This is a genomic window from Sphingopyxis sp. QXT-31, assembly GCF_001984035.1.
Taxonomy (GTDB): domain Bacteria; phylum Pseudomonadota; class Alphaproteobacteria; order Sphingomonadales; family Sphingomonadaceae; genus Sphingopyxis.
Genome location: NZ_CP019449.1, coordinates 2,428,313 through 2,453,693, shown reverse-complemented (window position 1 = coordinate 2,453,693; position 25,381 = coordinate 2,428,313). Strand labels below are relative to the sequence as shown.

23 protein-coding genes are annotated in these 25,381 nt (G+C 67.3%); 11 read left to right on the top strand and 12 right to left on the bottom strand.

Annotation, left to right across the window (positions count from 1 at the left end; translation table 11 throughout):
* Positions 1–85 precede the first annotated feature (85 nt).
* A complete protein-coding gene (locus tag BWQ93_RS11755; RefSeq protein WP_077030713.1) occupies positions 86–817 on the top strand; it encodes a TorF family putative porin in 732 nt (243 codons plus the stop codon).
* Positions 818–1,037: 220 nt separating this feature from the next.
* Positions 1,038–1,772, top strand: coding sequence for a TorF family putative porin (locus BWQ93_RS11750; protein ID WP_077030712.1), 735 nt, complete (start codon positions 1,038–1,040; stop codon positions 1,770–1,772).
* Positions 1,773–2,071: 299 nt separating this feature from the next.
* On the opposite strand, the gene BWQ93_RS11745 is transcribed toward BWQ93_RS11750, so the two are convergent.
* Positions 2,072–3,634, bottom strand: coding sequence for a toll/interleukin-1 receptor domain-containing protein (locus BWQ93_RS11745; RefSeq protein WP_083720842.1), 1,563 nt, complete (start codon positions 3,632–3,634; stop codon positions 2,072–2,074).
* Between the two features lie 138 nt (positions 3,635–3,772).
* Here BWQ93_RS11745 and creD point away from each other — a divergent pair, with 138 nt between their 5' ends.
* Positions 3,773–5,266 (top strand): cell envelope integrity protein CreD, encoded by a 1,494-nt coding sequence (gene creD / locus BWQ93_RS11740; protein WP_083720840.1) that lies wholly within the window; start codon positions 3,773–3,775, stop codon positions 5,264–5,266.
* 138 nt (positions 5,267–5,404) lie between these two features.
* Here creD and BWQ93_RS11735 read toward each other — a convergent pair whose 3' ends face one another.
* The 5 genes from BWQ93_RS11735 to BWQ93_RS11715 all read right to left on the bottom strand — a co-directional run bounded on the left by BWQ93_RS11735 (position 5,405) and on the right by BWQ93_RS11715 (position 11,265).
* Positions 5,405–6,553 carry an alpha-hydroxy acid oxidase gene (locus BWQ93_RS11735; RefSeq protein ID WP_077030709.1) on the bottom strand — a complete coding sequence of 383 codons (1,149 nt, stop codon included), beginning with the start codon at positions 6,551–6,553 and terminating at the stop codon, positions 5,405–5,407.
* A 114-nt stretch (positions 6,554–6,667) separates the two neighbouring features.
* The gene (locus BWQ93_RS11730) at positions 6,668–7,924 is read right to left on the bottom strand and encodes an FAD-dependent oxidoreductase (RefSeq protein WP_198040370.1); all 1,257 of its coding nucleotides are present in this window, start codon (positions 7,922–7,924) and stop codon (positions 6,668–6,670) included.
* On the bottom strand, positions 7,921–8,739 hold the full coding sequence (locus BWQ93_RS11725; RefSeq protein ID WP_077030707.1) for a class I mannose-6-phosphate isomerase: 819 nt from the start codon (positions 8,737–8,739) through the stop codon (positions 7,921–7,923). The genes BWQ93_RS11730 and BWQ93_RS11725 overlap by 4 nt, the downstream gene beginning before the upstream one ends.
* A 4-nt stretch (positions 8,740–8,743) precedes the next feature.
* On the bottom strand, positions 8,744–10,390 hold the full coding sequence (locus BWQ93_RS11720; RefSeq protein WP_077030706.1) for an amidohydrolase: 1,647 nt from the start codon (positions 10,388–10,390) through the stop codon (positions 8,744–8,746).
* Positions 10,387–11,265, bottom strand: coding sequence for an NAD(P)-dependent oxidoreductase (locus BWQ93_RS11715; RefSeq protein WP_077030705.1), 879 nt, complete (start codon positions 11,263–11,265; stop codon positions 10,387–10,389). Before BWQ93_RS11715 ends, BWQ93_RS11720 begins: the two co-directional genes overlap by 4 nt.
* A 179-nt stretch (positions 11,266–11,444) precedes the next feature.
* On the opposite strand from BWQ93_RS11715, the gene BWQ93_RS11710 reads away from it, so the two are divergent.
* From BWQ93_RS11710 to BWQ93_RS11695, 4 genes are all read left to right on the top strand, one after another.
* Positions 11,445–12,695 carry a threonine ammonia-lyase gene (locus tag BWQ93_RS11710; protein ID WP_077030704.1) on the top strand — a complete coding sequence of 417 codons (1,251 nt, stop codon included), beginning with the start codon at positions 11,445–11,447 and terminating at the stop codon, positions 12,693–12,695.
* A gap of 173 nt (positions 12,696–12,868) precedes the next feature.
* Positions 12,869–13,267, top strand: coding sequence for an acyl-CoA thioesterase (locus BWQ93_RS11705; protein ID WP_077030703.1), 399 nt, complete (start codon positions 12,869–12,871; stop codon positions 13,265–13,267).
* Positions 13,264–13,746 (top strand): GNAT family N-acetyltransferase, encoded by a 483-nt coding sequence (locus BWQ93_RS11700; RefSeq protein WP_077030702.1) that lies wholly within the window; start codon positions 13,264–13,266, stop codon positions 13,744–13,746. The genes BWQ93_RS11705 and BWQ93_RS11700 overlap by 4 nt, the downstream gene beginning before the upstream one ends.
* A 2-nt stretch (positions 13,747–13,748) precedes the next feature.
* Complete coding sequence (locus BWQ93_RS11695) at positions 13,749–14,231, top strand: GNAT family N-acetyltransferase (protein ID WP_077032359.1); 483 nt, start codon at positions 13,749–13,751, stop codon at positions 14,229–14,231.
* Positions 14,232–14,240: 9 nt separating this feature from the next.
* Here the strand turns inward: BWQ93_RS11695 and BWQ93_RS21430 are convergent, their stop codons facing one another.
* The 3 genes from BWQ93_RS21430 to BWQ93_RS11680 all read right to left on the bottom strand — a co-directional run bounded on the left by BWQ93_RS21430 (position 14,241) and on the right by BWQ93_RS11680 (position 18,128).
* On the bottom strand, positions 14,241–16,274 hold the full coding sequence (locus BWQ93_RS21430; protein WP_077030701.1) for a calcium-binding protein: 2,034 nt from the start codon (positions 16,272–16,274) through the stop codon (positions 14,241–14,243).
* A 71-nt stretch (positions 16,275–16,345) separates the two neighbouring features.
* Positions 16,346–16,831, bottom strand: a complete 486-nt coding sequence (locus tag BWQ93_RS11685) for a MarR family winged helix-turn-helix transcriptional regulator (RefSeq protein ID WP_077030700.1) — start codon at positions 16,829–16,831, stop codon at positions 16,346–16,348.
* The gene (locus BWQ93_RS11680; RefSeq protein WP_083720836.1) at positions 16,815–18,128 is read right to left on the bottom strand and encodes a S41 family peptidase; all 1,314 of its coding nucleotides are present in this window, start codon (positions 18,126–18,128) and stop codon (positions 16,815–16,817) included. Before BWQ93_RS11680 ends, BWQ93_RS11685 begins: the two co-directional genes overlap by 17 nt.
* 140 nt (positions 18,129–18,268) lie before the next feature.
* Here BWQ93_RS11680 and BWQ93_RS11675 point away from each other — a divergent pair, with 140 nt between their 5' ends.
* Entirely contained in the window at positions 18,269–18,697 is a 429-nt protein-coding gene (locus BWQ93_RS11675; protein ID WP_077030699.1) for a VOC family protein, read from the top strand.
* A gap of 194 nt (positions 18,698–18,891) precedes the next feature.
* Here the strand turns inward: BWQ93_RS11675 and BWQ93_RS11670 are convergent, their stop codons facing one another.
* Positions 18,892–21,033, bottom strand: a complete 2,142-nt coding sequence (locus tag BWQ93_RS11670; protein ID WP_077030698.1) for a S9 family peptidase — start codon at positions 21,031–21,033, stop codon at positions 18,892–18,894.
* Positions 21,034–21,251: 218 nt separating this feature from the next.
* On the opposite strand from BWQ93_RS11670, the gene BWQ93_RS21420 reads away from it, so the two are divergent.
* Positions 21,252–22,757, top strand: coding sequence for a calcium-binding protein (locus BWQ93_RS21420; protein ID WP_077030697.1), 1,506 nt, complete (start codon positions 21,252–21,254; stop codon positions 22,755–22,757).
* A 76-nt stretch (positions 22,758–22,833) separates the two neighbouring features.
* The gene (locus tag BWQ93_RS11660) at positions 22,834–23,556 is read left to right on the top strand and encodes a 2OG-Fe(II) oxygenase (protein ID WP_077030696.1); all 723 of its coding nucleotides are present in this window, start codon (positions 22,834–22,836) and stop codon (positions 23,554–23,556) included.
* A gap of 6 nt (positions 23,557–23,562) precedes the next feature.
* Here BWQ93_RS11660 and BWQ93_RS11655 read toward each other — a convergent pair whose 3' ends face one another.
* Both BWQ93_RS11655 and BWQ93_RS11650 read right to left on the bottom strand, forming a co-directional pair.
* Positions 23,563–23,910, bottom strand: coding sequence for a hypothetical protein (locus BWQ93_RS11655; protein ID WP_077030695.1), 348 nt, complete (start codon positions 23,908–23,910; stop codon positions 23,563–23,565).
* Between the two features lie 24 nt (positions 23,911–23,934).
* A complete protein-coding gene (locus BWQ93_RS11650) occupies positions 23,935–24,504 on the bottom strand; it encodes a hypothetical protein (protein WP_156878213.1) in 570 nt (189 codons plus the stop codon).
* Between the two features lie 213 nt (positions 24,505–24,717).
* Here BWQ93_RS11650 and BWQ93_RS11645 point away from each other — a divergent pair, with 213 nt between their 5' ends.
* On the top strand, positions 24,718–25,305 hold the full coding sequence (locus BWQ93_RS11645; RefSeq protein WP_077030693.1) for a hypothetical protein: 588 nt from the start codon (positions 24,718–24,720) through the stop codon (positions 25,303–25,305).
* Positions 25,306–25,381 lie beyond the last annotated feature (76 nt).

The window sequence follows — 25,381 nt, the reverse complement described above, 5'->3', positions numbered from 1 at the left end:
CAAACCCGCCACTCGCCCACTAGCGGTTGCCTCCCGTCGCGCACCGCGCCAAGGTCGCGCTCCCCCAAAACCCCGAGGATATTCGATGCTTCGCCTGCTTGCCGTGCCCATGCTGCTGATCGCCGTTCCCGCCGCCGCGCAGGATGTCGCCGATCCGCCCGCGGGGTCGCTGTCGGTGTCGGGCGGCGTCGATCTGGTGTCCGACTATCGCTTTCGCGGGATTTCGCGGTCGGGCGACGATGTCGCGGTGCAGCCGACGGTCGCGGTCAGCCACGACAGCGGTTTCTACCTCGGTGCGTGGGGGTCGAATGTCGACGGCGGGGCGGCCACTGGCGATGTCGAGGCGCAGCTTTACGGCGGGTACGAGGCCGAGATCGCGTCGGGGACGCGGCTCGACCTGGGGCTCACCTATTATTGGTATCCGGGCGGCGACAAGGCGTTCGGGCCGAGCGACTATGGCGAGGCCGCCGCGCGGCTTTCGTACATGCTGGGGCCGGTCGAGGCGACGGGGACACTTGCTTATGCCTGGGACCAGGCGGCGCTGGGATCGGACGACAGCCTGTATCTCGGCCTCGGGCTGTCGTCGGGGATTCCGAACACGCCGGTCACGCTGACCGCGGGGGTGGGCTATAGCGACGGGTCGCTCGCGCCGGGCGACGGCGATTATCTCGACTGGTCGATCGGCGCGCGCGCGAGTTTCGACCGCTTCACGCTGGGGCTGAAATATGTCGACACCGACATCGGCAAGACCGGGGTGAAGGCCGTCGATAGCCTGTACGACCCGACGATCGTTGCATCGGTTGGTTTCGCCTTCTGATCGCGCAATATTGTTTCGAGTGAAACCGGTTTTGCGCAAGGTAATTGTTGCATAATTGTCACAGTGCCCAATTTATGGGCAGGGGACGCCATTTTTTCTGTTGTGCGCCGCAGCAACTTCGCCAAAAGGGAGCCTCGCATGAAAAGGCTGGCCCGACACAGAGGCCGGCCATCACGCAGCAGGCAGGGACGATCCATTTTCCTTTCTAGGGGATCAGTCCATGAAGAAACTCTCCCGCGCGTGCCTCGGCATGCTCCTCGCCGCCGTCGCGATGCCGTCCACCGCTTTCGCCCAGGATGCCGAGGAAGATAGCGACGGCATCACGATCACCGGTGGTGCCACTGTCGTCAGCGACTATCGTTTCCGCGGTTTCAGCCAGTCGAACGAAGAAGCCGCGATTCAGGGCACTTTCACCATCGCGCACGACAGCGGCTTCTACCTCGGCACCTGGGGGTCGAGCATCGGCTTCAACAACGGCACCGAGATCGACGTCTATGGCGGTTTCGCGAAGGAAATCGCGCCCGGCCTGACCGGCGACATCGGCGCGACCGTCTATCTCTATCCGGGCGTCGACAACACGACCGTGGTCGAGCCCTATGTCGCGCTGACCGGCACGATCGGTCCGGCGTCGGTCAAGGGCGGCCTCGCCTGGGCGCCGGGCGGCCAGGATTCGCTCGGCGATGCGAGCGCCATCTATGCCTATACCGACATCGGCGTCGCGATTCCCGACACCCCGATCAAGTTGAAGGGCCACCTCGGCTATGCCAAGAGCGACAGTTTCCTCGGCGGGCTGGACGGCGAGGTATTCGACTATTCGGTCGGGGTTGATTTCACCTGGAAGGTGCTGACCTTCGGCATTTCCTACGTCAACACCGATGCGCCCAAGACTCTCGGCTATAAGGAAGCCGTGGGGGCCGACGGTGCGGTGCTCTTTTCGCTCGGCGCAGCTTTCTGACGCCGTGCCCGGAGGCGGCCTCTGGGGGGAGGCCGCCTCCCTTTCTTGCGTTCTCGGTGGGAGGGGGCTGGCGTTTTGTCGGCCTTTTTCTTTTGAATGACTGGTTTCGGGCGTTAGCTGACGTTCTTAATCCTCCCCGCTTGCGGGTAGGGGGACCGCCCGCGAAGCGGGTGGTGGAGGGGGCTCTCTGCCTGACGCACCGCGCAAGGACGAGAGCCCCCTCCGTCAGCGCTTCGCGCTGCCACCTCCCCACAAGTGGGGAGGATCGTCTCGTTTCCACCCCAAAACAGCTGCAGCGCCTAGCGCTTCTTCGCGCTCAGCGCATCGCGCGCGCCGCGTAGGCCGAGGAACTGTTCCGCCAGCATCCAGTCCTGGCGGGCGAGCTTGGGATCCGAGAGGCTTATCGCCTTCGCCTGATCGAGCAGGGCGGCGGCCTTGTCCGCGGCGTCGCCCGTCAGCAGGGGGTAGGATTTGCCCAGCGCATAGACTTCCCAACCGAAGGGGACATGCCGATATGTGTCGACATAGGTGTCGCCGCCGGCGCGGATGACGTTGACGTCGTTCGAGATATTCTGGTCGACGGGCGAGAGCTTGTCGATGCCCGCCACATAATTCTCGGCGATCTCCTTCGCTTCGGCCGGGCCGACCTCGGGCAGCAAGGCGAGCGTCGCCATTGCCGAGACCGAGGGCGCTTCGGTGCGCAGACTGTTATCGGGGTAATCCGCCCAGTTGACCCCGGGTTTGGGGCGGCGCTTCTTGAGCCATTCGACCGCGCGGGCGCGCGCGGCCTTGGCGCGCGCCTGCAAGGCCGGGTCGGCCTTCAGCGCAGGGTCGATGTCGCGGAGCGCGATGACCGCGAGCGCGGTGATATAGGTCGCGGCATTGTCGGGGCGGTCGGCGGCGTCCATCGTGCTCGACCACCAGCCCTCGCGGTTCTGCGCGGCGAGCAAAGCGTCGACGACGGATGCAGGCGGCGCGCGGTTCATCACGCCATAGGCGGTGAGCGTCCAGGTCGAGACGATGGTAAAGGGCGCACCCTCGACCATCACGCAGCGACAGTCACCGCCGAGGAATTTGGTCACCGCGGCCTCGAAGCGCGCGAGCTCCTCGGCGCTCGGCGATTTTTCGACCGCGATGAGCTGCGCGAGCGCCCAGAAGACCTTGCCGTTGCTGGTGGTCTCGACGTCGTTAAGCGCGCTGACGAGCGCGTTGGCCATCACGGGTTCGGTGGCCTTGACGGTTCGGTCGAAGCTCGCGGCGGTAGAGGCATGGTCGAAGGCGGGCGCGCTGTTCGCGAGATACCAGCCGCCCCCGCCGACCGCGGCGATGGCGAGCGCCGCGGCGGCGCCGAGCGCGAGCGGGGAGAAGTGGCGCTTCTTCGGACCCGCGGGGCGGATGTCGTCGGCGGTGGGGGCGGCGGTCGTCTTGTTGAGCCGGCGGTCGATCGCGACGAGCACGCGCTGCCAGGCGGGGTGCGCCTCGCTGCCGTCGAAGCCCGACATGTCGAGGACGTTGACATTGTAGAATTCGGCGGGAAGCGCCTCGGGATCGATCTTTTCGAGCGCGATGGCGACGAGCGAGCCGCGGTCGAGCCCGATGCGGCTTTCGATGCGCACCCAGCGGCGCTGGATCGCGGCGGGGGTCCAGCAGCCGAGCACGACCTTCGCGCCCTTGACGGCGCGGTCGATGACGTCGGGAAATTCGGCGCCCGCGTCGATCCCCTCGGCATCGAAGAAGACATGGTGGCCGCGCGCGAGCAGCAGGTCGCGCAGCTGTATCGCCCGGTCGGCGTCGACCCGGCTGTAGCTGATAAAAATGTCATAGGGACGCATCGCCGACGCGTCCGCCCCCTCTGCAGTCATGGCCGTCGCAACCTTCTGTCCCTTTTGTGTCGCGATCCTGCGCCAGCGATAGCAGCCCCGCAGCGCATCGCAAGCCGCTTGACGGCATCGACGAACCGTTTATTTCTGGCGACGAGTTGAGCGAGAGGAGTTTCCCCCATGCCGTCGCCGTCTTCCCCTGCATCCCCGACCGTGCCGCCCGTTCCGCCCTCGCCGTGGGGCGAGGCCGAGAAGCGTGAGCGCAGCCCCGGAATGAAACTGGTCATCGCGGTGCTGATCGCGGTTGCGCTGATGGTGCCTCTGCTGATGGTCTATGGCCTGCTGTGGGATCGCCAGCAGCAGGCCGAGACCGCGCAGCAGTCGATCGGGCAGGGCTGGGGCGGGCAGCAGACGATCGCCGGGCCGGTGATCGTCATCCCCTATCGCGCGACCGAAGAGCAGACGGTGACCGAGAATGGCCGCGACGTGACGCGGACGGTCGAGACGATCCGCAGCCTGTACCTGTCGCCCGAGGCGAACAAGGCCGACGTCGTGATCAAGCCCGAGAAGCGCAAGAAAGCGATTTACGAGACGGTCGTTTATGAAAGTCAGATATCGGGGAGTGCGAATTTCGTGCTGCCCGCCGATATCGCGCGCTACGGCGTCGCGCGCGAGGCGCTGTTGCTCGACCGTGCCGAGGTGCGGCTGGGGGTCAGCGACGCGCGCGGGCTGGTCGACGGTAACAGCCTGGCGGTGAACGGCACCGCGGTGCCGCTGAAACCGGGCAAGGGGCTGCTCTCGACGAATAATTCGGGGGCCTTCGCCTTCGTCGACTGGACCGGCGCCGCGCCGATGAAGGTCGATTACCGGATCGGGGTGCGCGGGCTGGGCGATTTCCGGCTGGTCCCGCGCGGGGTCGATACGCGCTGGACGGTGAAGTCGAGCTGGCCGAACCCGAGCTTCGGCGGCGATTTCCTGCCGGTGAAGCGCGTGATCGGCGGCGACGGGTTCAGCGCGACCTATGCGATCTCGAACCTGGCGCTGGGGCAGGCGCAATTGCTGACGGGCGACCTGGCGGCGCCGCAGGTCAGTTATGGCGGTGGCGGCGAGCCGCGCTATGCCGACATCGCGGTCGAAACCGCGGTGGCTGAAGCGTCGCCGTCCGAAGCGTCGGGCGGCACCGCCAAGGCGATCGCGATCAGCCTGATCGAGCCCGTCGACCTCTACAGCCAGGTCGACCGGAGCATTAAATATGGCTTCCTGTTCATCGGCTTTACCTTCGTCGCTTTCCTGATGTTCGACGTGATCGGCGGGGCGCGCGTCGCGGCGGCCGAATATCTACTGACAGGGGTGGCGCTGGTGCTGTTCTTCGTGCTGCTGCTGGCCTTCGCCGAGGTGATCGGCTTTACGCCGGCCTATCTGCTGGCGTCGGCGGGGATCATTGGACTTTTGACCTTCTACAGCGCGGCGGTGCTCAAGAGCTGGAAGAGGGCGCGCTTCCTGGCGGCGATGCTCGTCGGGCTTTATGCCTTGCTCTATGTGCTGCTGAACCTCGAGGCCTATTCGCTCCTGATCGGGTCGGTGCTGATGTTCTTCGCGCTGGCAGGCGTGATGTACATGACGCGGAATATCGACTGGGGCGGGGTCGGGAAGAAGGGGGAGGTGGCGGCCTGAAAGATCCTCCCTGCCGCGTAGCGGTGGGGAGGGGGACCGCGCCCGTAGGGCGTGGTGGAGGGGCTGTAGCGTCGCTGCCCCCCCACCACCGCTTCGCGGCGGTCCCCCTCCCCATGGCTTCGCCACAGGGAGGACCACTCACCGCCAGCGTAGATTGTCGCGCGACAGGTCGGCGAGGGTCTTCGCCCCCATCAGCTTCATGCCGCGCTCGATTTCGGCGCGGAGCAGGGCGATGGCGCGGGTGACGCCTTCCTCGCCCGCGGCGGCGAGCGCGTAGAGGTAGAGGCGGCCGCCCGAGCACGCTTTGGCGCCGACCGACAAGGCTTTGAGCACATGGGTGCCGCGGGTGATGCCGCCGTCGCAGATCACCTCGATCCGGTCGCCGACGGCGTCGACGATCTCGGCGAGCGCGTCGAAGGGCGCGCGGCTGCCGTCGAGCTGGCGGCCGCCGTGGTTGGAGACCATGATCGCGGTCGCGCCGATGTCGACCGCGCGGCGCGCATCCTCGACCGCGACGATGCCCTTGAGGCAGAAGGGGCCATCCCACTTCTTGCGGATCGCCTCGGCGCGGTTCCAGTCGAGGCTCTGGTCGAGCATCGAGGTGAAATATTCGGCGACCGATTTGGGGACGCTCGAGCCTTCGGAGACATGCGTCGCGAGATTGGGCAGGCTGAATTTCTCGCGGAGGACATAATTTAGCCCCCAGCCGGGCTTGATCGCATAGCTCAGCATATTGCCCGGCGTGAAGCGCGGGGGCGAGGTGAAGCCCGAGCGCAGGCAGCGTTCGCGGTTGCCGCCGACGATCGTGTCGACGGTGAGCGCGACGGCGTCGAACCTGGCGGCACGCGCGGCGTCGAGCATCGCCTGGTTGAGGCCCTCGTCGTGGTGGACGTAGAGTTGGAACAGTTTCGGGCCGCTCGTCAGCGCCCCCGCTTCGGCCAGGCTGATCGTAGCGAGGCTGGAGATCCCAGCAACGGTGCCCGCGTTCGCGGCTGCGCGGAGGACGGCGCGCTCGCCCTGCCAGTGGAAGAGGCGCTGGAGCGCGGTCGGCGAGAGGAAAAGCGGCATCGCCACCTCGCGCCCGAAGAGCGTGGTGCGCATGTCGACGCTCTGCACCCCGGCGAGCACGCGCGGGACGAGGTCGCAATCGTCGAAGGCGGCGCGGTTGCGGCGGCGGGTGACCTCGTCGTCGGCGGCGCCGTCGATATAGTCGAACACCGGCCAGGGCAGGCGCCGCTTCGCGAGGGCGCGGAAGTCTTCGATATTGTGGCAGTCGGTGAGTTTCATGCCTTCCCTATTCCGTTCGCATCGAGCGAAGTCGAGATGCCGTGAAGGCGTGCTCTGCCGATGGGTGTCTCGACTTCGCTCGACACGAACGGGAATGGAGGTTCGCGCCGGGCATCAAAACACCGTGCGCGCCGCCACGGCGCCCTTACTTCCGAAGCTGAAGCGCGGTTCGACGGACAGATTCGCGTCGAGGATATGCGCGGCGACGCGCTTGCCCACCGCGGGGCCGTTCTTGAAGCCGTGGCCCGAGCCGCCGCCGACGAGCCAGACGTGCGGCTGGCCCGGGAAGCGGTCGATCAGATAGTCGCCGGTCGAGCTGTTCTCGTACTGGCAGACGCGTCCGCCGATCAGCGGCGCGGTCGCGAGGCCGGGGAAGCGGCGCGCGACATAGGCGCGCGCCTCGGCGATGCCCGCGGGGCTGAGCGCGCGGTCCTGCGTGTCGGGGTCGACCACCGGGCCGTGCGCGTCGATCGCGATCTTGAACCCCGCGCCTTCCAGGTCGGGGATGCCATAGACGATGCGGCCGTTGTTGAAATCGGCCCAGACGGGGAGGTTCGGCGGAGCGAAGCGCGTGTCGCCCTGCGTCGCGCCGAAATGATAGACCTCCTGCCGCGTCGCGACGATCTTGTTCATCAATTGCTGGGGGAAAAGCTCGGCGAGCCACGGCCCGCAGCAATAGACGAGATGGTCGGCGGTGCCGCCGTCGGGCAAGGTGTGGCGCTGGATCTTCTTCGAGAGAAGCGGCGCGGGCATGACCACGGGTTCGACCTTGATCTGCGCGTCGGCGATCACCTCCTGCACGCTGCGGCCCGCGATCAGCGCGCCGGTCTCGGTCTCGAGGATGCCCGTCTCGCCCTGGTAGAACTGGATCTGGCGGTATTTGTTCTGGAGCCAGCTCACGTCGCCATGTTCGTGGCCGACGCGGTTCGCCTGGAGCCAGGCGAGCGACTGCTGGGTGTAGGCGTCGCCCGATGGTGCGAACCAGAGCACGCCGGTGTTGTGGAAGATCGGGGCGCTGGCGCTGTCGGAGAGGGTCTTCCAATAGGGCAAGGATTCGCGCGCCATCTCCGAATAGATGGTGTCGGCGCCGTAGCCCATGCGGATGACGCGGCTCTCACCGCCCGACGAGGAACGGACGTGGCCCGCGCCATAGGCGTCGAAGAGGCGCACCGACTTGCCCGCGCGGAGCAGGTGCCACGCGGTCCAGGCGCCGAACACGCCCGCGCCGATCACCGCGACGTCGACATGCTGGACGGTGGGCTTGGCGGGTTTGCGCTTCTTCGATTTGCGCTCCTTGCGCTCGGCCGCCGCGGCGGCACTGGCGACGGGGAGCGCGGCGAGGCCGGCGAGGAGCGTGCGGCGGGTGGTCATGCGGTCGCCCATGCGATGAGCGCGCGGCCGCTGCCGCCGAGCGCGGCGAGGCCGGCCGCGTCGTCCAGCAGCCAGCATTCGCCGGGTTGCCAAGGCTGGCCGTCGACCCGGCCGCTACCCTCGACCGGTATGAACCAGACGGGGCCATAAGCGCCGAGTTCGGGGAGGGCGGCGAAATCCTCGCTATGCGCGTCGACGAGGCCGAATTTCGGACCGGCGACGAGGCCGTCGATGCCGACCGCGATCGGGATTCGAGGATTCGGGGTCAGATAAGGGCCCGCCTCGGCGCACGCCATCGCTTCGTCGAGGTGGAGTTCGCGCGGGCGGCCATAGTCGTAGAGGCGGTAGGTGATGTCGGCATATTGCTGGACCTCGATCAGCGACAGGCCGCCCCCGATCGCGTGGATCGTGCCGGGGGTGACGTGGAAATGATCGCCGGGGGCGATGGGTTTCCAGTCGATCAGATCCTCGATGCTGCCGTCGAGCGCGGCGGCGCGGAGCTGGTCGGGCGACACGCGCTGTGCGAGGCCGAGGCCGATCACCGCGTCGTCGGCGGCGTCGAGGATGACCCACGCCTCCTCCTTGCCCTGCCGCGCGCCGACCGCATGCGCCTGGGCGTCGTCGGGGTGGACCTGCACGGACAAGGCTTCGGAAGTGAAGAGATATTTGACGAGCAGCGCGGGCTCGGCGCTGCCCGCGGGCAGCTCGAACCAGATCTCGCCGATCCGCTCGCCCCCCGCGTCGAACAGCGGGCCGATGTCGGTGCGGCCCCATGGCTTGGCGACGCGGCGCGGGGTGAGGCGGATTGCGGTCATGATACTACTCCTTGCGTTTGTAGTATCGATAACCCCCGATCCACGTCTCGAGTGGCACCATCCGGCGAATTTCGTCGGGGCCGGCGAGCATGGGGTCGGTTTCGACGATCAGGAAGTCGGCGCGCATGCCGGGCATCAGCGTGCCGATGCGGTCCTCGGCGAAGCCCGCATAGGCCGCGGTGCGCGTGAAGCCGTCGAGCGCGGTCTCACGGTTCACGGCTTCCTCGGGGCGCCAGCCGCCGAAGGGCTGGCCAGCGGCGTCGGTGCGCGAGATGGCGGCGGCGATGCCGGCGAAGGGGTTGGCGCTTTCGACCGGAACGTCGGAGCCGAAGGCGAGGCGCGTACCCGCGGCCGACAGGCTGCGCCAGGCATAGGCGCCCTTCAGCCGCTCGGGGCCGAGGCGGGCCTCGGCCATCAGGCGGTCGCTGGTCTGGTGGACGGGCTGCATCGAGGCGATGACCTTCGATTGCCCGAAGCGCGGAATGTCGACGGGATCGATCACCTGCGCATGTTCGATGCGCCAGCGGCGCTCGCCGGGGAGGTCGCGGCTGAGGTCCTCGATCGCCGAGAGCGCCTCGGCATTGGCGGCGTCGCCGATCGCGTGGATCGCGACCTGGAACTTGTCCATCGAGGCGCGGACCATCTTGTTGCGGAGCTGCGCGGGGGTGAGGAGGGGGAGGCCCTTCTGCCCCGGCGCATCGCTGTAGGGCGCCTTGAGCCAGGCGCCGCGCGAGCCCAGGGCGCCGTCGAGATAGAGCTTCACCCCGACCATGCGCAGACGGTCTTCGTAGAGCCAGGGGGTCGGCTCGCCGCCCGCGATCAGCGCCATATTGTCGATGTCGCCGCCGTAGCTGATGATCCGCACCGCGAGCTGTTTCTTGTCGCCGGCGCGGCGATAGGCCTGCCACTCCTCGATCGTCGTGCCCATGTCGGCGATCGTCGTGATGCCCTGTTCGAGCAATTTCTGCTGCGCCAGATAGAGCGCGCGGTCGACGTCGCGGGCGAGCGGTTTGGGCTTGGCCTTGTCCACGAGGCTCATCGCGGCGTCGACGAAGACGCCGCTCGGCTTGCCCGCGGCCATTTCGATGCGGCCGCCTTCGGGCGACTTGCTGGCCGCGGTGACCTTGGCGGCGGTCATCGCGGCGGTGTTGGCCCAGCCGGCGTGGCCGTCGACGCGTTCGAGCCAGACGGCGCGGTCGGGAACCACGGCGTCGAGGTCGGCGGCGGTCGGAAAGCGGCCGAGGTCCCATTTCTCTTGGTTCCAGCCGCGCCCGATGATCCACGGCATTTCGGGATTTTCGGCGGCATATTTGCGGATCGCAGCCTGCGCCTCCTCGAGCGAATTGGTGTCGCTGAGATCGAGCAGCATCAGCGAAAAGCCGAGCCCCATGACATGGCCGTGCGCGTCGATTAGGCCGGGGATCAGCGTCCTGCCCTTGCCGTCTTCCTTGAAGTCGGGGCGCTCGGGGCGCTTGTCCTTGCGGTCGAGCAATTGTTTGACCTTGCCGTCGCTGCCGATGACGAGGCCGGTGAAGCGGACGAGCTTGCCGTCCGCGTCGAGCGTGATGCCGTTGACATTATCGACGAGCGTGTCGGCGTGCGCGGGGGCGGCGATGGCCAGCGCCAGCGCGGTCAGGGCGAGGCGCTTCACTTGGGCAGCCGGGTCACGAGCGAGCTGGTGTCGCGGCGGCCGTTGCCGAGTTTCTGCACGTCGGCATAATATTGGTCGACCATCGCCGCCAATGGGAGGGTCGCGCCGTTGACGCGCGCTTCGTCGATCGCAAGGCCGAGGTCCTTGCGCATCCAGTCGACCGCGAAGCCGAAGTCGAATTCGTCCTTCGCCATCGTGCCCCAGCGGTTGAGCATCTGCCAGCTCGCCGCCGCGCCGCCCGAGACGGCCTCGAACACCTTGTCGGTGTCGAGCCGCGACGCTTGCGCGAAGCGCAGCGCTTCGGAGAGCCCCTGGAGCACGCCGGCGATCGCGATCTGGTTGACCATCTTGGTCGTCTGTCCGGCGCCGGGGCCGCCGATGTGGACCATGCGTCCGGCATAGGCCTGCATGATCGGCGCCGCGGCCTCGAACGCCGCCTTCCGCCCGCCGCACATGATCGACAGCGTGCCGTTCTGCGCCCCCGCCTCGCCGCCCGAGACCGGCGCGTCGACGACGAGCAGGCCGGGCTCCTCGGCCTCGACCGAGAGCTGGCGCGCGATGCGCGCCGAGACGGTGGTGTGGTCGATGAACAAGGCGCCGCGCTTCATCGCGCGGAAGGCCCCGTAGCGGCCGAGCGTGACCTGCGCGAGATCGTCGTCGTTGCCGACGCAGGTGATGACGACATCGGCGCCGTCGGCGGCCTCGGCGGGTGCCGCGACGGCGCGGCCGCCATGCTTTTCGACCCAGGCGTCGCTCTTGGCGCGGGTGCGGTTGTAGACGGTGAGGTCGTGCCCCGCTTTCGCGAGATGGCCGGCCATCGGCCCGCCCATGACGCCGATGCCGAGGAAGCTGATGCGCAATTTCTGTTCGCTCATATGGGGTCCATACCCATGGTTGTTGTCGAGAACCACCCCTCCCTGCGAGGGAGGGGCAAGGGATGGGTGAAGCGGCGGGCGGGCTCGATGCCGGACCGCCGCTTTTCCTGCGCCTTGGTCCGACCCACCCCCAACCCCTCCCTTGCAGGGAGGGGAGCATGACGGTAGGGCCGCCGCCTATGACCGATCAACTCACCCTGACCCCCGCCGCCGAGCTTCCGGCGATCACATTGGACGATGTGCGTGCGGCGGCGGGGCGAATTGAGGGCGCGGTCGTGCGGACGCCGACGCTGCATTCGCAGACGCTGTCCGAGCTGGTCGGCGCCGAGGTGTGGCTGAAGTTCGAGAATCTCCAGTTCACCGCGGCCTATAAGGAGCGCGGCGCGCTCAATGCGCTGCTGCTGCTCGACGACGAGGCGAAGGCGCGCGGCGCGATCGCGGCGTCGGCGGGCAATCATGCACAGGGGCTGGCCTATCATGGCAAGCGGCTCGGCGTGCCGGTCACGATCGTGATGCCGAGCACGACGCCGCAGGTAAAGGTGTCGCAGACCGCGAGCCATGGCGCGACGATCGTGCTGCACGGCGAGAGTTTCGACGATGCTTATGCGCATGCGCGCGTGCTGGAAAAGGAACGCGCGCTGACCTTCGTGCATCCCTTCGACCATCCGCATGTCGCGGCGGGGCAGGGGACGGTCGCGCTCGAAATGCTCGAGGATGTGCCCGAGCTTGATACCTTGATCGTGCCGATCGGCGGCGGCGGGCTGCTCGCGGGCATGGGCACCTCGGCGCGCGGGATCAAGAACGACATGCGCCTCGTCGGCGTGCAGGCCGAGCTTTATCCGTCGATGTACGCCGAGCTGAACGGCGTCGACATGGCGTGCGAGGGCGATACGCTGGCCGAGGGCATCGCGGTGAAGGAGCCGGGTTCGTACACCCGCAAGTTGGTCGCCGAACTCAACGACGATATCGTGCTGGTCGCCGAGCGCCATCTGGAGCGCGCGGTGAGCCTGTTGCTGCAGATCGAGAAGACCGTGGTCGAGGGCGCGGGGGCGGCGGGCCTCGCGGCGATGCTCGCGCATCCCGAGGAGTTCAAGGGGCGGAAGGTCGGGCTGGTGCTGACCGGGGGCAATATCGATACACGGCTGCTCGCCAACGTGCTGCTGCGCGACCTTGCGCGCTCGGGGCGCATCGCGCGGCTGCGCATTCGGCTGCAGGACCGGCCGGGCGCGCTGTTCAAGGTGATGAAGCTGTTCGACGAGAAGCAGGTCAACATCATCGAAATCTATCACCAGCGCATCTTCACCACGCTGCCGGCGAAGGGCCTGATTACCGACATCGAATGCGAAGCGCGCGACCGCGAGCATCTCGACAGCCTGGTCGCAGCCTTGCGTGAGGCGGGGTATATGGTGACGACTGTCGAGTTGGCGTGATTTTCCCCCCTCCCGCTCGCGGGAGGGGCAGCGAGGCTTGGCAGCTTGCTGTCTAGCTGTAGCGGGGTGGGCAGTCCCGCCGCGGTTCTTGCCCACCCCGTCGCGACTAGCGAACAAGTTCGCAAGTCTCACTGCCCCTCCCGCTTGCGGGAGGGGATTGCTATGGTGCCGCGATGAAATCCTTTGCTCTCGCCCTCACCGCTACCCCCGACAGCATCGACGAGCTTGGCCATGTCAATAATGCGGTGTGGGTCCAGTGGATCCAGCAGGTCGCTACCGGACATTGGGCGGCGGCGGCGCCGCAGGCGCATAAGGATGCCTATATCTGGGTCGTGGTGCGGCACGAGATCGATTATCTGCGCGCGCTGGGGCCCGGCGAGACAGTGACCGCGCGGACGTGGGTCGCCGACAAGCCGCAGGGGGCGAAGTTCGACCGGTTCATGGAGTTCACCGGCGCCGACGGGCGTGTGCATGTGCGGGCGCGGACGGTATGGGCGCTGCTCGACAAGGCGAGCGGCCGGCCGCTGCGCGTGACGGCGGAGGTGGTGGCGCCCTTCACGGGCGCGGCATGAGCGGCGGTTGGCGCGCGATGCGCGCGGACGACCTGCCCGCGGTGGTGGCGATTGCGGATGCGGTGCATGGCGAATTTACCGAGCCGCTGGCGGTCTATGCCGAGCGGCTGGCGCTCTATCCCGACGGATGCCGGGTGTTCGAGGTCGATGATGTGGTCGCCGGGCTGTTGGTGACGCATCCGTGGCACGACGGCGCGGTGCCTAAAATCGGGGCGCTGCTCGGGGCGCTGCCCGCGGCGGCCGGCATCTATTATTTCCATGACATCGCCTTGCTGCCTGCGGCGCGGGGTATGGGAGCGGGCGCGGCGGCGGCGGCTTTCGTGCTGGCGCAGGCGAAGGCGGCTGGGTGCCGCGAGGTCCGGCTGGTCGCGGTGAACGGGGCCGACAGCTATTGGGCGGCGCAAGGGTACGACTATGCAGCGCCGGGGGGCGAGGGGCCTTATGGCGCGGGCTCGTTCTTGATGCGGCGCGCGGTGTGAGCCTGGTCATCCGGCCGGCGGATGCGGGTGATCGCGCCGCGATCTGGGCGATCATCGGCCCGGTGATTGGCGCGGGCGAGACCTATACGCTGGCGCGCGACATGAGCGAGGCCGAGGCGCTCGCTTACTGGTTCGGGGCGGACAAGGCGGTGTTTGTCGCGGAGGAGGGCGGGGTCGTGCTCGGCACCTATTATCTGCGCGCCAATCAAGCGGGCGGCGGGGCGCATGTCGCGAACTGCGGCTATATGACTGGTGCCGCGGCGACGGGGCGCGGGGTGGCGCAGGCGATGGCGCTGCATAGCTTTGACGAAGCAAAGGCGCGCGGGTTTCGGGCGATGCAGTTCAACTTCGTCGTGGCGAGCAACGAGCGCGCGGTGCGGCTGTGGGAGTCGTTGGGCTTCGCGGTCGTCGGGCGGCTGCCGGGCGCGTTCGAGCATCCCGCGCTGGGCTTCGTCGATGCGCTGGTGATGGTCAGGACGCTGTAGCCCGGCGCGTCAGAAGCCGAAGTCGGCGCCGGTCAGCGTGCCGAGGTCGACGTTCTGGAGCACGAGGAAGCGGCCGGTGCTATATTCGATCACCGTGTCCGCGCCCTGCTGGTACATGTGCGACTGGAGCGACGCATAGTTTGCGTATCCGCCGATCTGCACCTTGTCGATGCCGCGCTCGAAATCGAGGATATGGTCGATGTTCTGGCCATAGGTGTTGATGACAAAGCGGTCAGCCCCGGCGCCGCCGACCATGATATCGTTGCCGTCCATGCCGTCGATGATGTCGTTGCCCGCGCCGCCGACGATGACGTCGTTGCCGCCATAGCCGTAGAGCGTATCGTTGCCGTCCTCGCCATAGATGCCGTTGGCGGCGTTGTTGCCGTGAATCTGGTCGTTGCCGCGGCCGCCGAGCAGCGCGACGCCGATGCTGTGGTCGTTGTTCCAGCGCGCGTCGATCAGATTGTCGAGCTCGTTGCCGACGCCGAAGCTGGTCTTGCCCTCGATGTAGAGATTTTCGGTGTTGGCATAGAGATAATAGCCCGCCCCGTTGATGTTGGCGTAGACCGAATCGGTGCCGCCGTTCGCCGCCTCGAAGGTCAGGTCGTCTGGGGTGTCGACGAAATAGCGGTCGTCGCCGGCGCCGCCGTCCATCAGGTCGTAGTCGCCCTTGCCGCTCTGGCCGACGAGCGTGTCGTTGCCTGCGCCGCCAACGAGGATGTCGGTTGCGAAGTCGTTGCCGGCATAGAGCTGGTCGTCGCCGTCCTCGCCGTAGAGCGCGTCGGCGCCGTCGCCGCCGTTCAATATGTCGTTGCCGATCCCGCCCGCGAGATAATCGACCCCGGCGCCGCCGTTCAGGCTGTCGTTGCCGCTTTCGCCGAAGATGGTGTCGTTGCCGGCCTCGCCCAGGATCAGGTCGTCGCCGCCGCCGCCGAGCAGCAGCTCGTTGCCGGCGCCCGCCCAGATATAGTTGTTGAGCGCATTGCCGACGATGAAGGTCACGCCGGTCTGCCCCCCCTGGACCCAGATATCCTCGATATTCGCATGGGCATACCAGCCGCCGCCGTTGATCCGCAGCACCGCGAGATCATGGCCCTCGCCGGTGTTTTCGAACGCGATGTCGCCCGAATGGTCGATGCCATAGACGTCGTCCCCGATGCCGCCGTACAGTGCGTCGGCCGACGCGGGGTCGGATGCGTAATAGGATTGGTCGAGCACGTCGTTGCCCGCGCCGCCGATGAGCACGTCGGTGCCGATCCCGCCGCTCAGATAGTCGTTGCCCGCCTCGCCGAACACGATGTCGTTGCCTGCGCCGGTCACCACCGAATCATTGCCCGCACCCGCCAGCACCGTCATGTTGCCGGTGGGGGTGATCACGCCGCCGAGCTCGCCGTCGGTCTGGATGCTGTTGTCGAGCTCGTTGCCGACGATCGTCGCCGAGCTGCGTACGCCGTTGACGGTGCGCGTGCCGAGGACCCCGTCGAGCCGCTCGACATTGGCAGGCATGTAGAAGGTGGTGCCGCTGCCCGGGGTGTCGCGATACATCAGGATGATGCGATCGGTGCCTTCGCCGGGGCTTTCGAAGATCCGGTTCTGGTCGGAAAAGCGGACATAATAGATGTCGTCGCCGGTGCCGCCGTACATATGAGTGGTGCGCGCGCCGGTGCCGCCGGTCGGACCCGTCGTTTCGGCGATCAGCGTGTCGTTGCCCGCGCCGCCGTAGAGATAGTTCACGAAGCGCCCGTCGGCGGGCAGGCCGACGCTGGCAAAATCATAATTGGCGGGCAGTTCGAGGCTGCCCTCGAGATAGTCGTTGCCGTCGCCGCCGTAGAGGATGTCGTTGCCGAGTTCGGCGAACAGCCGGTCGTTGCCGCCCTCGCCGTAGAGGGTGTCGTCGCCCAGGCCGCCGTAGACATCGTCGTTGCCGTCGCCGGCGCGGACGATGTCCTTGCCGGGGCCGGTCGCGATCTCCTCGTCTTCGGCCGAGCCCGTGATCGTGTCGGGCCCGTCGGTGCCGAGAATCTGTTTTTTCGATAGGATCACCACAAGGCCCCCGCTGGTTTTCGACGCCCGAGGCTAGGTGCGGGGGTAAATCCCAGCAATCCCAATGTTTTTTAGGGGGTGGCGGCCGCCCGTTCGCGGAGCGGGCGGTCTTCGAGCGCTTGCAGCGTTTTCAGCAGGACGGCGTGGGTGTTGCCGGTCTCTTCGAAGAGGCGTTCGTACACGCCCGAAATCCCGGCGGTATAGGCGTCGAGCAGCGCCATTTGCGCGGCGCCCTTGGCGGTCAGGCGGAACAGCTTGCGGCGTGCGTCGGCGGGGTCGGGGTGCTGGGTGATGAGCCCGAGGCGGAGCAGCGCGGGGCATTTCTGGACGACGAGCTGGTGCGACTGGCCGAGCGTGCGCGCGAGCTCGGCGGCCGAGGCCTCGCCGGCCTGGCGTAGCGCGGTGAGCAGCGAGCAGGAGCGGACGGGGATGACGATGCCCGCGTCGGCGAACAGGTCGCGCGTCTGTTCCTCGATGCGCGTGCTCAGCGCCTCGGCGAGGCGGCCGAGGAAGCTGATGTCGTCGAGGTCGGCGGCGCTGTCAGGGGAGGCGGGCATAGGTCTGGATCGTTCCGTCGCGGTTGATGCGGTCGAGCGCGACGATCTTGCCGCCTTTGCGGACGATACGGAAGCGGAAGTCGCGCACCCCCTCGATGGCGAGCAGGCCGCCGCCGAGCGGTTCGAGCGTCAGGCGGAGACGCTCGCGCCAGGTGTAGCGCAATTTGCCCTGGGCGAGGTCGATGCGGCGGCCTTCGTAGCGGCCGGCGATGGCCTCGAGCGCGGCGGTGGTTGGCGGGGTGCGCGGGGCGAGCGTCGGCGCGAACCAGTCGGCGTCGGCCTGTTTTGCGGGGTCGGCTTTGGCGAGGTCGGCGAGCGCGAGGCGGTGCGCCGCCGCGAGCGCGTCGGCGGAGGCGATCTGATGGTCGGGGGTCACGCCCTGCCCCTCGAAGTCGCCGCGGTCGACGGGGTCGCGGATCTGGCCGATCGGGACCTGGAGGAAGAAGTCGGTGCCGACGGGCTTGCGGTCGACGGGATGCGCGCCGCCCGCGGTGCGCTCGCCGATCAGCGTCGCGCGGCCGAGCTTTTTGAGCGTATAGGCGAACCATTCGGCCGCCGAGAAGCTGGTCGAGCCGGTGAGGACATAGACGGGCCTGCCGGTCAGGCGCTTGGCGGGGAGCGCGGGGAGCACCCACTGGCCGCGTTCGACGCGGCGGCCGTCGAGATTATAGTAATAATCGAACAGCTCCTGATCCTTGTCGCCGGGGAAGAGCTGGCTCGCGAGCAGCTGCGCCATTTCGAGGTGCCCGCCATTGTTGTAGCGCAGGTCGTAGATCACCGCGTCGCCGTTCTCGACGAAGCGCATCGCCGCCGCCGCCGCGTCATAGCCGAACTCGGGGTTCGCGAAATAGGCGAGATCGACATAGGCGATATGGCCGTCGAGATAGCGCAGCCCCGCGAAGCCGAAATTGCTGCGCGCCTCGCCCTGCCGTTCCTGCTCGCGCAGCGCGGCGGCGCGTGTGGGGTCCTGTTTCGCGGCGTAGCCCGCGACCCAGTCGGGATCGACCCCGACCGAGAAATGCAGGTCATTGCTGGCGGCGATCAGGTCGTCGGTGAGTTCGTTCGCGAGGGTGCGGCGGTCGGGCGCGGCGTCGTAATCGCCGGCGTCGAGGCGGCGTCGCAAGGTCGCGGCGATGGTCCTGGCCTTGTCGGGAAAGACATAATTGGCCTCGAGCGCCTGGCCGAGCTGTTCGACTACGGCGCGCTTTTCGGCAGGGGTGAGCGGGGTCTCGCTCGCGGCGGCGGGGGATGCCATCCAGACGAGAGCAGTGGTGAGCAGGAGGGGCCAGCGGGTCATGGGGGGAGCTCCGAATCAATCTATACAATATATTGCGCAATATATTGTATATCGATGCGAGGCAAGCGCGCGGAACGATCTTCATCGCGGGCGGGTTGTCGAGGGGCGGCAGGCGGGGCGCGAGACGAGGAGCGAAACGCATGGAAACCCAATTGCTGCACCGCGGCCGGCTGATCGACCATATCCAGCTGGTCGTCGCCGACCTGAAGGCCAGCCGCGCCTTTTACGAGGCGGTCTTCGACGTGCTGAAGATGCCGATCGGCGGCGAGGCCGAGGATTATTTCTGGGTCGACGAGCTGTTCGTGTCGTCGAAGGACAGCCAGGCCGCGACGGGCGAGCTGACCGGGCGGCACCATCTGGCGTTTCAGGCCGCCGATCGCGCGATGGTAGATGCCTTTTACGCGGCGGGGCTCGCCGCGGGCGGCACCGACCATGGCGCGCCGGGCGAGCGGCCCTATCATCCCGGCTATTACGCCGCCTTTCTGCTCGACCCCGACGGTAACAATATCGAGGCGGTCTATCACGGCGCGCACGAGCGGAGCGCGCCGTCGGTCGAGATCAGATTTTAGATATCGAAACGACCTCCGCCGACTGCGGTTTGCCGAGGTGAGCCGTTCCCCGGCGAAAGCCGGGGCCCAGGACTCGCAGGTCGCCTTTGCCTTCTGGGCCCCGGCTTTCGCCGGGGAACAGTGGCCCCGCCCGCGAACCCCTATTCTGCGATTGGATCCGCACAATAATCACCAAATTCCAAGCCGGGCGCCGCTCAATCGGCGGCCGGGCGCGTCCAGCCTTTCTTGTATTTCTCGAACCAGGCGAGGATCGCCGAGGCCTTGGCCGCCGATTGCGACGGGCGCGCGGCGATGCCGCCGTGGCTCGCGCCCGGAACCTTGATCAGCGCGGTGGGGACGCCGCGGAGGCGGAGCGCGGTATAATATTGCTCGGACTCGCTGACCGGGGTGCGATAATCCTCGGCGCCGACGACAACCATCGTCGGGGTCTCGACATTGCCGACGAGCGACAGCGGCGAGCGCGCCCAGAAAAGCTCGGGTTTCTCCCACGGCATCGCGCCGAGCCAGTAGCGGCCGAAGAAGGCGGGACCGTCGGCGGTGAGCGCCTGCGTCGTCCAGTTGATAACGGGCTTCTGGGTGACGGCGGCTTTGAAGCGGTTCGTTTTGCCTATTATCCAGCTGGTGAGCACGCCGCCGCCCGAACCGCCCGTGACGAATAGCGCGTCGGGGTCGGCGATGCCGAGCGCGATGGCGCGGTCGACGATGCTGATCAGGTCGAAATAATCATTGCCCGGATAGGCCTTGTCGATCTCGTTCGCGAAGGCGGCGCCATAGCTGGTCGAGCCGCGCGGGTTGGGCGAGAGCACGGCATAGCCCGCGGCGGCGTAGAGCTGGTTGTCCGTCGAGAAATGCGGGCCGTAAGCCGCAAAAGGTCCGCCGTGGATTTCGAGGATCAGCGGCACCTTGGTGCCCTCGACATAGCCGGGGGGCAGGGTCAGCCAGCCCTCGATCTCCTTGCCGTCGTGGCTGGAGCCGGTGCTGATCTTGCGGACTTCGCCGAAGGATTTCACGTCGCGGAGGCTGCGATTGAGGTCCGTCAACGTTCGGGCTTTGCCGCCGCTCATGAGCTGGACCTCGGCGGGGCGGGTGGGGGTGCCGCCTGTGAACGCGACCGCGCCGGCGTTCGAGACGCTGAAGCTGCCGCCGGTATAGGGCCGGTCGAGCCCGCCGCCCGAGAGGCCGGTCGCGACGGTGCGGATCGCGCCGTCGAGGCCGATACGCGCGACCTTGGTTTCGCCATGATCGTCATATTGCGCGTAGAGCGCCTTGCCGCCCTCGGCCCAGAGGATCGCGTCGATGCCATAGTCCCATTTGGTTGTCAGGCTGCGCTTTCCTGAGCCATCGGGGTTCATGATGTAGAGCTGGGTGTTCTCGTATGCGCGCAGATTGTCGTCGAAGCCGAGCCAGGCGATGGTGCGGCCGTCGGGCGAGACGAGCGGGTTCGCGTCGGGACCGTTGCGGTCGGTGAGTTGGCGCACGCCGCCGCTGGCGACGTCGAGCGCGTAGATTTCGCCCTCGACCGGGTCATTCTCCCAGTCGGGCTTGCGGTTGGCGCCGAAATAGAGGGTGCGGCCGTCGCGCGACCAGCTCAAGGGCCCGCCGTCGTGATAGGGACCGAAGGTCAGCTGGCGCGGCGAGCCGCCGGTCGCGGGAACGACGAAGATCTTCTCGAAACCGGGTTCGATAGTGCCTTCGCCGTCGCCGCGATAGGCGAGCAGGTCGTGGACCTCGAGCGGCTCGGCCCATTTGGCGCCCTCGGGCTTGTTCGCCGGCGCCTTGCCGAATTTGGGGCCGTCGTCCTTGACGAGCATGGTGTAGGCGATCGAGCGGCTGTCGGGCGACCAGGCGAGGCTCGACGGGCTGGTCGGCAGGCCGGTGAGGCGCACCGCCTCGCCCCCTGCGAGCCAATGGACCCAGAGCTGCGCGCTGCCGCCCTCGGTCGAGGCATAGGCGAGGCGCTTGCCGTCGGGCGACCAGCGCGGCGAAAAGGCGCCGCCGCTGCGGCCCGCGAGCGGGGTTTCTTCGCCGGTCGCGGTGTCGATCAGCCAGATCGAGCTGACCGCGCGGTCGGTCATGATGTCGTTCGAACGGCGGACATAGGCGATGTGGCGGCCGTCGGGGCTGATCTGCGGGTCGGCGGCGATCGACAGGTCGAAGAGGTCGGCGCCGGTGAAGCGCCGCTCGGGCGCGGTGCGCGCGCTGCCGACCGCGGAGGCCGAGGTCGGGGCGGCGGGGGCGGGTGCTGCGGTCGGGGCGGCGGGCGGCGTGTCCTGCGCGGCGGCGTGGGGAGCGGCGAAGGCGAGCAGGCTCGCGCCGAGGAAGGCCAGTTTGTGCATGAAATTGCTGCCCCTTTTTTGGTGGAGGCGAGGGGTTTGGGCCTTTCGCGCGTGGTGGTCAATGGGGTGGCGGTGGGCAGGGCGCGCCTGCGGCCGCCCGTTGGCCTGGGTGGTCGAAGCGGCCCGATTCCCGGAATCGGACGAACCGCGTGCAATTGCCGTTGTGCGACCGACCGTCGCCGAATATCAGCCCATCGTGAGCCGCGGGGGCGCGCACAATGAGCGGGGAAACCATGTCGAAGAAGATGCTGACCAAGGAAATCCACGGGACGGACGCGGACGACAAGATCGTCGGGACCGACGAGGGCGACGTCATTCGCGCCGGGGCGGGCAACGACCGTGTCGATGCGGGTTTCGGTCAGGACGAGGTCGATGGCGGGGACGGCGACGACGTCCTCTATGGCGACGACGGCGACGATTCGCTGAGCGGCGGCCGGGGGACCGACACATTGGTCGGCGGGCCGGGCACTGATTCGCTCGACATCCGTTTCGATCCGTCCGAAGCGCCGTCGGCCGACCTGCTCTATGGCGGAATAGGCGACGATTTTTATGGCATCGACCATAGCGGCGATATCGTGTTCGAACAGGCGGACTCGCCCGGCCTCAGCCTCTATGGCCGCGACACGGTTTCTGTTCGCATCCAGAACGGCGGCTGGTACGCGCACGCCAATGTCGAGAATATCCGTGCTGCGTCGGACACGGTGACCTTTCTGGTCGGCAATGCGAGCGACAACGAGATCTATGGCGGCGCCGCGGACGAGCTGTTGCTCGGCGGCGCCGGAAACGACCGGATCTACGGCGGCGGCGATGGCGAGCCCTTCGGCGGCAACGACAGCATGTTCGGCGAGGACGGCAACGACTGGCTGTTCGGGGTGTTCGGCAATGACTATCTGGCCGGCGGCGCGGGGTTCGACCTGCTGTACGGCGGCGACGGCGCCGACGCGCTCTATGGCGAGGACGGCGACGACCTGCTGCATGGCGGCGAGGATTTCGTCACCGACATCATGGTCGGGGGTGCGGGGAACGACGAGCTCTACGGCGCCGGCGGCTTGGGCGACTATGACCTGATGGATGGCGGTTCGGGCGACGATATCTATCATGTCGACACGCCCGCCGACCTGACCTTCGAAGCCGCAGGCGGCGGATATGACACGGTTTACGCGAGGATCGAGGGCGCCGGCGTCTATCTTTATGCCCATGTCGACGCGCTTTACGTCTGGGGCAATACCAGCTTTGGGGTCGGCAACGAGCTGGGCAATTTCATCTCGGCGCGCGACCTGCAGGGCAATGCGGCCAGCGAGAACAATGTCGCCCTGCTCGGCGGCGCGGGTCATGACATGATCTGGGGCAACGACGTCACCAACGGCATCTATGGCGAGGACGGCAACGACAGCCTGTACGGCTATGGCGGCAACGACGTGATCGACGGCGGCACGGGGCGTGATTTCATCGACGGCGGTGCGGGCAACGACATCATGGTCGGCGGCGCGGCAGGCGACCGCTTCTACGTCAAGGCGTTGGGGGCGTCCTCGATCGACTATATCCTCGATTTCGAGGACGGCGTCGACCAGATCCAGATCCACGGCTACACCGATTTCGCGGCGCTGCAGCCGCACATCACGCAGCAGGGCGCCGATGCGGTGATCGAATATGCGACGGGGCAGTTCCTGGTGATCCAGAATCTGAATATCGCGTCGCTGTCGGGGGCCGATTTCGTCATCTGACGCCGGAGCGGGCGCGCCTGGTTTTGAGCGCAAGAAACGGGGCGCGGCGCGGTGCGGCGGGTGCCATGGCCGCGGGATGAACAACGCATCCAATGACTTCGACACCCGTATCGCGACGAGCGACTGGGAAGCCGCCGCTACGGCGCTCGATGCCCGGGGCTGGGCGGTGCTGCCGGGGCTGCTCGGCGCCGGCGAATGCGATGCGCTTGCGGCGCGCTACGATGCCGCGGCGGAGTTTCGCAGCCGGGTTACGATGGCGCGGCACGGCTTCGGGCGCGGCGAATATCGCTATTTCGCCTATCCGCTGCCGGAGCCGGTGGGGGCGCTGCGCACGGCGCTCTATCCGCGGCTCGCGCCCCTAGCCAACCGCTGGCACGCGCGGATGGGGATCGATGTCCGCTTTCCGGAGAAGCACGCCGAATTTCTCGCGCGCTGCCACGCTGCAGGGCAGGCGCGGCCGACGCCGTTGCTGCTGAACTATGGGCCGGGCGATTATAATTGCCTGCACCAGGACCTATATGGCGAGCATGTCTTTCCGCTGCAGGCGGCGGTGCTGCTGTCGGCGCCGGGGGCGGATTTCACAGGGGGCGAGTTCGTGCTGACCGAACAGCGCCCGCGCATGCAGTCGCGCGCCGCCGTCGTGCCGCTGGGCAAGGGCGACGCGGTAGTGTGCGCGGTGAACGCGCGGCCGGTGCGGGGCTCGCGGGGCGATTACCGCGTGACGATGCGCCACGGGGTGAGCGAAGTGCGGTCGGGGCAGCGGCGCGTGCTGGGCGTGATCTTTCACGACGCCGCCTGAACCGCATCAGGATGCTGACGCCGCCGCCGGGGTGCAGGCCTGTACCATTTCCCATATCTGCTGCACCGTCGATCCGCTGCCGAACTTGCGGTTGAATTCGGCCCGGCCCAGCTGGTCGAACGCCGCGGCGCCGGGGCCGGTCGTCCGGTCGACGTAGCGCGCGAGCAATTGGCCGGACACCGACCGCATGGTCAGGATCGTGCGATTTGTGGTGTTCGCCCATTGGCCCGTGCGCGATGCCTTGTCGATGAACTCGGCCGATTTCACACAGAGAGCGATTTCGGAATCGGTGACCGGGCTGGTGCCCTGAAGCGCGACGAGCATCGACGCGAAGGCGAGAAGTGAGCCAGGCATGGCAGGTCCTTTCGAGGTCGGGGATCAGCAACGCTGCACGAGCTTGCGCGCTTCCTTGAGCTGCGCGACGGGCAGCCGAATGGCGCGCGCGGGGAGCGTTCGGGTTTCGGGGTTGTCGAGCCTGATGCCCATGTCGGGCCAGTTGGTGAATTCGCGCAACCATTTGGGATCGTTGACCGCCGCGTTCCACAAGCCGGTGTTCGAATATTCGATCTCGATCGGCAGGATGTCGCGTCCGGCGACCTGAAATTTCGCCTTCATGCGCGTACCGCTCGCAGGCCTGGGCCATCCGGCGCCGCCCGAAAAGGCCACAAGCTCACGAATGCCAGCGCTGCCTGCTACCTTCATGAAGCCGAAGCTGTGTTCGCGGTTGTCCGGATCGAACTGGACGACCATGCAGCCCCTATCGCCGATCTTTGCCTGCCACCAAGGGAGCGGCAGCGACGGAATGCGTTGGAAATCCGGCTTTGTCTGTGCCGATGACGGAACCCAGGTCGCAGATAAGGCCAGACCGAGAGCGGCGGCAGACGAGAAAAGCATGCGGATCATGTGAATAGCGCTCCAGTACAAAGACATAGCGAGCGTTGGAGACATGCGCGGCGCGGCGCCATCCCCATTGGGGGGGCATAAAACGCCGCAAGAATCCAAAAGCCACAGACCGCGACAAATGTGAGAAATAACCAAATAGGTAAAAATATCTTGACATCGTTACGCTGATCTGGCACATATATCTCATCATGGAAAATTGCGAGTCGGGCCGGGGCCTCCTTTGGGGCTGCCGGCCCGATCTGTGTCTGGAGGCGATGGATGGACGAGCGCGAGGATGAGATCGGGGCGGGGTCGGTCGGGCCGCTGCAGCGGCGCAGGCCCCGCCCCAACAGTTTTACCGCCGCGAAGCGCAAGCTGTTTCTCGACGAGCTGGCGGCGAGCTGCAACGTCGAGCGGGCGCGCAAGGCGGCGGGGGTTCTGTCGCCGTGCGTGTATCGCGTGCGCCAGCGCGATCCGCTGTTTGCCGAACAATGGCAGGCCGCGCTGGAGATCGGATATGAGCGGCTGGAGATGGCGCTGCTGCGCCGCGCGATCGAAGCGGTCGAGGGGCTGACGCTCGACGCCGAAGACGAGGCGCGCCAGCCGGTCGAGAAGATGACGGTCGCCGAGGCGATGAATGTGCTGCGCCAGCATCGGCCGAGCGTCGAACGCGGCGCGGTGCGGGGTCGGCGTTCCGCGGCGCGACATGTCGCCACGCAGCAGGAGGTCGACGCGCTGTTGATCAAGCGCATCCGCATGGTGAAGCGCCGCCGGGTGCTGCGCAACCGGGACGGGTCCGCGGTCATACAATTCCCGGTGGCGGTCGCCGACCGGCGCTTGCCTTCGCCGGTGGACGAGAGCGCGTGACCAGGAGATGGGCTGCCCCGAAGTCGCGCGCGGTGAAAAAATGGACACCGCAGCGGCTGAGCGCCTGGTCGGAGGT